Annotated in this window: 4 protein-coding genes; 1 reads left to right on the top strand and 3 read right to left on the bottom strand. The window is 66.8% G+C overall.

What is annotated here, in order from left to right:
• The 3 genes from AC04MI_RS22395 to AC04MI_RS22385 all read right to left on the bottom strand — a co-directional run.
• On the bottom strand, positions 1-412 hold a 412-nt coding region (locus AC04MI_RS22395; protein ID WP_476498741.1), incomplete at its 3' end, for a PLP-dependent transferase.
• A 169-nt stretch (positions 413-581) separates the two neighbouring features.
• Complete coding sequence (locus AC04MI_RS22390) at positions 582-3,275, bottom strand: cation-translocating P-type ATPase (RefSeq protein WP_476498740.1); 2,694 nt, start codon at positions 3,273-3,275, stop codon at positions 582-584.
• Between the two features lie 55 nt (positions 3,276-3,330).
• Positions 3,331-5,334 (bottom strand): peptidase U32 family protein, encoded by a 2,004-nt coding sequence (locus tag AC04MI_RS22385; RefSeq protein WP_436078556.1) that lies wholly within the window; start codon positions 5,332-5,334, stop codon positions 3,331-3,333.
• 199 nt (positions 5,335-5,533) lie between these two features.
• Between AC04MI_RS22385 and AC04MI_RS22380 the strand changes: the two genes are divergently transcribed.
• On the top strand, positions 5,534-6,521 hold a 988-nt coding region (locus AC04MI_RS22380; RefSeq protein ID WP_476498739.1), incomplete at its 3' end, for a branched-chain amino acid ABC transporter substrate-binding protein.

The raw sequence follows: 6,521 nt of genomic DNA, 5'->3' as shown, positions 1-6,521 counted from the left end.
GCGCAAAGCTGGCCGGGTCGCGCGGGTCGGCAAAGCGGGTGGTGATGCCCTGCTGCGGCAGCGTGTGGGCAAAGAGGTTGTAGGTGCCGCCGTAGAGCGTGCTGGCCGAGACGATGTTGTCGCCCGCTTCGGCAATGGTCTGGATGGCATAGGTGATGGCTGCCATGCCYGAGGCCACGGCCAGCGCGGCGATGCCGCCTTCCAGCGCCGCGACGCGCTTCTCGAGCACGTCGGTGGTGGGGTTCATGATGCGGGTGTAGATGTTGCCCAGCACCTTCAAGTCAAACAGGTCGGCGCCATGCTGGGCGCTGTCAAACGCGTAGGCCACCGTCTGGTAGATGGGCACGGCCACCGCCTTGGTGGTGGGGTCGGGGCTGTAGCCTGCGTGTACGGCCAGGGTTTCGATCTGCATGGGTGCTGTCTCTTTCATTGAAGGGATGGGAGTGGAACAACCGGGCTCAGCCCATGGCTGGACGAGGCCCGATGTGCCGATGGCGCGGGCCATTCTGGCACCCTGGGCCCCTGGCGTCATCGAATCGTTGGCTATGTGCTTATGACGTTCTTGTGCGCCCTGGACTCTTTCAGGCCGAAGGCTCGTCCATGGCGCTGTCCATGGGCTCTGGGGTGGTGCGCCGCGCCTGCTGGCTGCGGCGCCAGGCCTTCTCGATTTCCACGACCACCAGCACCACCAGCGCGGCGCCGATGCACAGCACCAGCTCACCCAGGCTCAGCGGCTCGGTGCGGAAGATGGGGTTGAGCCAGGGCACATAGATGGTGGCCATCTGCAGCGCAAAGGTGAGCAGCACAGCACCCAGCAGCGGGCGGTTGCTCAGCAGGCCCAGGCGCCAGATGGGTTCGGATTCGGAGCGAATGGCGATCACATGCGCCATCTGCGCCAGCGTGAGCACGGTGAACACCATGGTCTGCCAGTGCGTGTGGCCGGTGTGCAGGGCCCAGGCCTGCACCGCCAGGCACAGCCCGCCGATGAGCAGGCCCACACCCAGGATGTGCTGCCCCATGCCGTGGGCAAACAGGCTTTCGCGCGGCGCGCGGGGCGGGCGCTGCATGATGCCGCGCTCGGCCGGTTCGGCCGCCAGCGCCAGGCCGGGCAGGCCATCTGTGACGAGGTTGACCCACAGGATGTGGATGGGCAGCAAAGGGATGGGCAACAGCAACAGCGGCGCCAGGAAGATGGTCCAGATCTCGCCCGAGTTGCCCGTCATCGCGTAGCGCACAAACTTGCGGATGTTGTCGTAGATGCGGCGGCCCTCGCGCACCGCCGCGACGATGGTGGCGAAGTTGTCGTCCAGCAGCACCAGGCTCGATGCCTCGCGCGCCACGTCGGTGCCGCCCTGGCCCATTGCAATGCCGATGTCGGCGCGCTTGAGGGCCGGGGCATCGTTCACGCCGTCCCCCGTCATGGCCACAAAGTGGCCCTGGGCCTGCAGCGCCTCGACGATGCGGATCTTCTGCGCCGGGTCCACGCGGGCGTAGACCTGCACCTGCTCCACGCGGGCGCGCAGGGCAGCATCGTCCAGTGTGGCCAGGTCGGCGCCGGTGAGCACCGGGGCATCGCTACTCTTCACCAAGCCCAGGCGGTGCGCGATGGCGCGCGCAGTCGCAGGATGGTCGCCTGTGATCATTACGGGCGTGATGCCCGCGCTGATGCAGTCGCGCACTGCGGCCTGGGCCTCGGCGCGGGGTGGGTCGATGAGGGCGATCAGGCCCAGCAGCTCCAGCTGGTTTTCTACTGCGTCGATGTCGTTGGTGTCGGGCAGGCGGGCGTGGCTGCGGCGGGCGAGGGCCAGCACGCGCAACCCCTGTGCAGCGAGCTGCTGTGCGGTGGCGAGGACCTTGGCGGTGTCGAGTGCGGCAGCGCCTTCGGGCGTCCAGTGGGCGGTGCAGCGGGGCAGCAYGGATTCGGGCGCGCCTTTGGTGTAGGCCACAAAGCCTCCTGCCGCGCGGTGGAAGGTCGTCATGCGCTTGCGGTCGGAGTCAAACGGTTGCTCCTGCACGCGGGGGCTGGCAGCGTCGAGCTGGGCCTTGTCCAGCCCGCCCGCGTGGGCGGCCAGCACCAGCGCGGTCTCGGTGGGGTCGCCCAGCCAGTGGATGCCCGACTGACCCTCTTCGTTGTGGACCTGCAGCGTGGCGTCGTTGCACAGTGCGGCGGCGCACAGGGCTTCGGCGTGGGCGGGGCCGGGCAGGGGATCGCCGGGCACCCAGCGCACGCCGTGGGCCAGCAGCAACTCGGCATGCATGCGGTTCTGGGTCAGGGTGCCGGTCTTGTCCGAGCAGATGGTGGTGACCGAGCCCAGGGTTTCGACCGACGGCAGGCGCCGCACCAGCGCATGCACGGCCACCATGCGGCGTGCGCCCAGGGCCAGCAGCACGGTCACCACCGCAGGCAGTGCCTCGGGGATGGCGGCCACGGCCAGGCTGATGGCGGTGAGGGCCATCAGCAGCGGCGCCTCGCCGCGCAGCACGCCGACCGCAAAGATCACCGCGCAGATGCCCAGCACCGCGATCGCCAAGCGCTTGCCAAAGGCCGCCAGGCGCAGTTGCAGCGGCGTGCTGCGGTCGCCGGTGTCGAGCAGCGTGGCCACCTTGCCCAGCTCGGTGTGCATGCCGGTGGCCACCACCAGGCCGCGTGCCCGGCCATGCGTGGCCGTGGTGCCCTTAAAGGCCATGTTGGTGCGGTCGCCCAGCGCGCCCACATCCTCGGCGGCCAGGGCCTCTATCTGCTTGGCCACCGTGACGGATTCGCCCGTGAGGGCTGATTCATCCACCTGCAGCTGCGCAATCTCGATCAGCCGCAGGTCGGCCGGGATCTGGTTGCCGGCCTCCAGCAGCACGATGTCACCCGGCACCAGCGCCGTGGCGGGCACCACCTGCACGGATCCGCTGCGCAGCACCGTGGCGTGCGCCGCCGCCAGCTGGCGCAGCGCGGCCATGGCCTGGTCGGCGCGCCAGGCCTGCACAAAGCCGATGACGGCGTTGAGCACCACGATGACCAGGATGACCAGCGTGTCGGTGACCTCGCCCACCAGGCCCGAGATGACGGCCGCACCCAGCAACACCAGCACCATGAAGTCCTTGAACTGGTCGGCCAGCAGATGCCACCAGGGGCGGTCTTGCCCCGCCGCCAGCTCATTGGCGCCGTGGGTGGCGCTGCGGCGCAGGGCTTCGTCGGGGTGCAGGCCCGCGTCAGGATCGACACCGTGCGCCTGGGCAACGGCCTCGGCGGGATGCAGGTGCGGCGCGGTGGATGGGGACATGCGGCGATCGGTGAAACGGGCCGCACGCCCGCACAAGGACTTCTTCGGCGTTGCCTTAGTGCGCGACTTGCGGCCGGGCTTTGTAGAACTGGAGCGGGACTTCTGGCACCTGGTTCAACACCTGGCGCTTGATCTTGCCCACCACGTGCATTTCACAGGGCTTGCAGTCAAAGCGCAAGGTCAGCTTTTCCTTGCCATTGATCAACATCAAGGGTTCGGCCTTGATGGTGCCCTGCACGCCCGTCACGCCCTTGGCCTGCTTGGGGCAGAGGCTCATGGAAAAGCGCACGCAGTGCTTGGTGATCATGAGGCTGACTTCGCCTTCTTCTTCATGCGCCTCGTAGGCCGCAGCGATCACCTTCACGCCGTGGCGCTCGTAAAAGTCGTGGGCCTTATGGTTGAACACATTGCCCAGGAAGGAGAGCGTGTCCTCGGGGTAGGGCACAGGGGGCTCCACCGGTATGGCACGCGGCAGGCGGGCAAAGTTGCGGGCGCGGTTGGCCTCCAGGTCGGCCACGGCATCGCGGCGCAGCGCGTTGAGTACCGAGGCGGGCACAAACCAGGGCTGCGACAGTTGCAACGCAATGTCGTGCACCGCAAACACCGTGGCGCCAAAACGGCCTAGTTGCTCGCGCAGGCTGGCTTCGGCCTTGGCCGGATCGGTGGCGGGTTGGTGGGGCTGTTGCACGTCGGCACTGCCCACGTTGCCATCCTCGTCGGTCAGCATCAGGCTGAAGCCGCTGGGCGTTTCGCTCAGGTGCGCCCACAGGCCGATGCGGCGGTCGCTGGATTTTTTCTCCAGCGTGCGCACCCAGTCCATGTCGCGGTTGCGGTTGACCTCGGTGCCCTTGCGCAGGTCCTTGAAGCCGTCCATCGGGTCCTTGGGGTACACGCGCCACTGGCCCACGCTGCGGGCCGACACCGGCTCGGCCACGTTGATGGCCATGCCCACCAGCTCCTTGTGCAGGTCGTAGTAGCACAGGCCGTCGCCGTTGTGCAGCACGGTGGCGGGGTCACCCAGTTCCAGCTCCACAAAGTCTGGGCCCAGCTTGGTCACCCAGCCGATGGCCTGGCCGGGGTTCTTGGGGGTGTCGAACGCGCCGATGTCTTCCTTGCGGCCCGTCACGAAGTAGTCGGTGAACTCGCGGTTGAAGTTCTGCAGCGGGTCGGGTGTGAAGGTGAAGGTGGTGCGACCGCTGGACGAGCGGGAGAGCGGCCGGCCCTGGGCCTCGCGCTCTTCGATGATTTCGTCGAGCAAGGTGCGGTAGTGGGCGGTGATGTTCTTCACGTAGCCCATGTCCTTGTAGCGCCCTTCGATCTTGAAGCTGCGCACTCCGGCGTCGATGAGCGCGCGCAGGTTGTCGCTCTGGTTGTTGTCCTTCATGCTCAGCACGTGCTTGTCGTGCGCGATGAAGCGGCCCTGCGCATCGGTCACCTGGTAGGGCAGGCGGCAGGCCTGGCTGCAGTCGCCGCGGTTGGCGCTGCGGCCGGTCTGCGCATGGCTGATGTTGCACTGGCCGCTGTAGGCCACGCACAGCGCGCCGTGGATGAAGAACTCGATGTTGGCGCGCCCCGGCGCATCCACGGGCCCCAGCGCCTTGTGCACTGCGGCGATCTGCTGCACCGTCAGCTCGCGTGCCAGCACGATCTGCGACAGGCCCGCGTCCTGCAAGAAGCGTGCTTTTTCGGGCGTGCGGATATCGGTCTGGGTGCTGGCGTGCAGCTGGATGGGCGGCAGGTCGATCTCGAGCAAGCCCATGTCCTGGACGATCAATGCATCCGCGCCCGCCTCGTACACCTGCCAGGCCATCTTGCGCGCGGCCTCCAGTTCATCGTCGCGCAGGATGGTGTTGAGCGTGATGAAGATGCGGCTGTTGAAGCGATGCGCGTGCCTGACCAGGCGCTCGATGTCCCGGATGTCGTTGCCCGCACTGGCCCGCGCGCCAAAGGCCGGGCCGCCGATGTAGACGGCATCTGCGCCGTGGTTGATGGCTTCGATGCCAATGTCTGCGTCGCGCGCAGGCGAGAGCAGTTCGAGCTGGTGGGGCAGGAGGGACATGGGGCGTGATTATCCCAGCGTGCCTGGCCGGGCGGTAGGCGCCGGACTCATTAGCCCGGTTAATGCCGGAGCAAATTGCTAAGTTTGCTTAGTAATTTTGCGAAAACGAGGGTTGAGGTGGCTACGATGCGGGGTTTGTTGTGTACAAGTTCGGTGCACAACAGGATGCTTTGACCGACCCAGGAGACTTTGTACCGTGCTGCGCCCCGTTTTCGCTTCTTCGCCCCTGTTCCGAATTTCTGCACTGACCGCCCTTGCGCTGGCGGCCCATCTGGCCTCTGCCCAGGACGTACAGACCGTCAAGATCGCCCACGCAGGCCCGGTGTCGGGCGGCATTGCCCACATCGGCAAAGACACGGAAAACGGTGTGCGTCTAGCCATTGACGACCTGAACGCCCAGAACCTCGTCATCGGCGGCAAGAAGATCAAGTTTGAAATCGCGGCCGAAGACGACGCGGGCGACCCACGCCAGGCCACCGCCGTGGCCCAGAAGCTGTGCGACCAGAAGGTGGCGGGCGTGGTGGGGCACCTGCAATCGGGCACGTCCATTCCCGCCTCGGCGGTCTACGCCAAGTGCGACCTGCCACACATCACGGCCTCGGCCTCCAACCCCGACCTGACCAAGCCCGGCCACAAGACCACCTTCCGCCTGATCGCCAACGACAACGCGCTGGGTGCTGCCCTGGCCTTGTTTGGTGCAGACCACCTCAAGCTCAAGAGCGTGGCCATCATCGACGACCGCACGGCCTAYGGCCAGGGCGTGGCCTCGGTTTTCAAGGCGACGGCGCAACAAAAGGGCCTGAAAGTGGTGGCCGAGGAGTTCACTAACGACAAGGCCACCGACTTCATGGCCATCCTCACCGCCATCAAGAACAAGAAGCCCGACGCGATTTTCTACGGCGGCCTGGACGCCCAAGCTGGCCCCATGCTGCGCCAGATGGAGCAGCTGGGCCTGGGCAACGTGAAGTTCTTTGGCGGTGATGCGCTGTGCACCGAGAAGCTGCCCGAACTGTCGGGCAAGACCCCCGCGCTGAAGAATGTGACCTGCGCCACGGGCGGCGCCTCGGTGGACAAGATGCAGGGCGGCTCGGACTGGAAGAAGCGCTACGACGCCAAGTTCCCCGGCCAGTTCCAGATCTACAGCCCCTACGCCTATGACGCTGCCATGGTGCTGGCCGACGCGATGA

It is taken from the genome of Acidovorax sp. LjRoot204 (assembly GCF_056175785.1).
The sequence above is the reverse complement of the archived record's forward strand: the minus strand, read 5'-3'. Positions and strand labels throughout refer to the sequence as shown.